Annotated in this window: 2 protein-coding genes; one reads left to right on the top strand and one right to left on the bottom strand. The window is 61.9% G+C overall.

Annotated features, from left to right (window positions below):
• The coding region (locus tag FNJ47_RS45535; RefSeq protein ID WP_236000569.1) for a DUF5801 repeats-in-toxin domain-containing protein at positions 1-1,597 on the top strand (1,597 nt) is incomplete at its 5' end.
• Positions 1,598-1,690: 93 nt separating this feature from the next.
• On the opposite strand, the gene FNJ47_RS45530 is transcribed toward FNJ47_RS45535, so the two are convergent.
• Positions 1,691-2,599: transglutaminase-like cysteine peptidase (locus tag FNJ47_RS45530; RefSeq protein ID WP_163163262.1), on the bottom strand; the 909-nt coding region annotated here is incomplete at its 5' end.

Here is a 2,599-nt window from a genome sequence, read left to right as displayed (position 1 = left end):
GGCAGCCTGGCTGGTGTTCACGCTGACGGTCGATCCGGCAACGGGCAATGTGACGCTGACGCAGGACCGCGCGGTGCACGAGAACACCGCGTCGAGCCCGGACACCCATGAGGGCATCAGCCTGACCGGCGGCCTGGTGACGCTGACGGCAACCGTGACCGACAAGGACGGCGATACGGCGAGCCAGAAGCTCGACCTGAGCTCGCATGTCACCTTCCACGACGACGGTCCGTCGTGGACGTCGGCAGAGCATGGAGTGATTGCCAATGTCGCGGGCATCAGCGTAATCGGTGATCTGCAATTCACAACTGGCGCAGATGGCCTAGGATCGCTCTATTTCACGGGTGTATCCCTGGATCCGCTACATCCTACTGCAACGACCATCCAAGCGGGTGGATATGCGGTCTCGGAATACGTGGATGCAAGTGGCGTCCTCCACGGTGTTGCCAATGGAGCGGACGTCTTTACCGTGGCGCTCGATCCGACAACATCGACCTACTTGTTCAAGCTATACCATACGCTCGATTCATATTCACAACAGTCCATAAGCAGCTCTGGTGACGTACACGGTTCTGGTCCGGCTCCTTATGCGGTCTTGTCGGACACGAGCGGCCATGCCGTAGTCAACGTGACAGGCTACCACACGACCGGATCGTTCAATGTGGCCAGCTGGTTTAACGAAACCCACGATACGCTGACGAGTTCGAAGCTCACCCAGGACACCATCAACGCAAGTTCGCAGGGCTTGGGCGTCCACAGCAACAACTTCAAGCAAGGCGATTTCATGCGCTTTGATCTTGGAGGGGTAGGCGATAACAGCAATGGCGATACCTGGACGTACGGCCAAGCGCCCGGCGCATCGGCCGTAGGGACAGGGAATCAGATTTCCTTCACGGTCAAGGCGATCGGCGGTTCGACAATCATCGACTATGTCGTGCATAGCGTCGATGGCACGGTGACCTCCCATGTCTACAATTCGGCCACCGATGGGAACACACTTACGGCGACCGGGCACGGGAATATCGACTACGTCGAAATGTACGATGTCTCGGGCAAATCCAAGATCCTGCTGGCCGGGATAAACGAACTCGTCAGTAGCGGTGCAACTGACGTCCCCTTCACCGTGGGTGTCAAGGACGGCGACGGCGATATCGCCTCCGGGGCGTTCGATGTAAACGTGAACGGCGGAACGACTCTTTCGGGGACCGCCGGCAATGATGTCATTGTTGCCGGAGTCACCAACGAAACGCTTACCGGTAATGGCGGGGACGACAAGTTCGTTCTCAATCTCGCCGCCCACTTTACCATCAGTGATTTCAACAGCGGTGACTTGGTGCTTCTCGACGTGGCCGGTCTAAGTCTCCCGGCGGGCACCTCAAATGCTCTGACGGCGAACCAGTTCACGTCATCGGCAGCCACGGGCGGGACTGAGAACAACGCGAGCGCCTGGAACGAAAGTGGCAGCACGAACAAGTTCTTCTTCAACAATACGACGCATGAGCTCTGGTACTCGGCAAATGGCACCGGCTCCGACAAGGTGGACCTCGCACATTTGAGCACCGGTGTGCCGGCGGCCGCGAACATTCATATTTTCTAGGCCAGGCTTGCACAGCCAAAGCGAAAATCCGCGGAGACAACTCCGCGGATTTTCTTTTGGATTTTTTCTTGGATTTGCCTTGCCCGCGCGCCGTCACATGAGCACGGGCAGGAAGCCCGGGAGCGGACTTGCTGCATCGAGCGACTCCACTCCGGTCCATTCGGCATCGGGCACATTGGCGGCCGCCGGCGCGGCGTCGAGGTCGTCGCCGAGCGGCAGGAGCTTGGCGTAGGGGGCTGCAAACAGCTGCACGCCGCGCTCGTTGATCGCAAACAGCGGCGTGAAGTTGTCGAGTTCGCCGTCGTCAATCAGCTCGGAGCGGCGGCTGTCCAGGATCAGCCAACGGCCATCCAGACGCGCCGCCAGCACGGCATGATCCTGGCGGATGGCGCGATCGCGGCCCAGCACAAGGCGCAGGTCCTCGCGCGGGAAGCCGGCCTCGCGGAGCGCAATGTATTTCGCGATCGCATAGTCCTCGCAATCACCCTTGCCGGTTGCAAAGGTCGCGAGCGGGGCGCTCCAGCGATCGGCCTCGCCATACTGGGCGAAATCGCTGACATAACGGACCGCCTGGTTAACGGCGCGGTTGGCCTCATCCAGCCGGTCGCGTCCGGATTTGGACTTGACCGCATTGATCAGGCGGAGGAACTGTGCGGCATTGGGTGGGCAGCCGGTCGCGTTCTCGCGGCATTGCGCGAGCACGGTCTGCTCCTTTGCCAGGTCGGCTTCGAGGCCGCGCCATTTGCGCCACAGGCTGCTTTCCGGCGCGCGGAAGGTGAACAGGCCGAACGGCTCGGTGCCTTCGGGCGGAAGCGGCTTCGCTGCGGGCAAGGCGTCGGTCGCCGTATTCAGCGGCGTGAGCGAGGCGGTGCGGATGGCGGTCGGGCCGCGGCCTAGCTGCCGGTCGGGCTTGGCCCGGCCGGCGGCGCTGGCGCCGAAGGGGGTTGGCCGGTGGTGCCGTGCGGCGTCCGCCGCCTGCCACGCGCAGTGGGTCGCTTGTCC

Origin of the sequence: Bradyrhizobium uaiense, from assembly GCF_010811875.1 — a bacterium.
Classification (GTDB): Bacteria; Pseudomonadota; Alphaproteobacteria; order Rhizobiales; family Xanthobacteraceae; genus Bradyrhizobium; species Bradyrhizobium uaiense.
The sequence above is the reverse complement of the archived record's forward strand: the minus strand, read 5'-3'. Positions and strand labels throughout refer to the sequence as shown.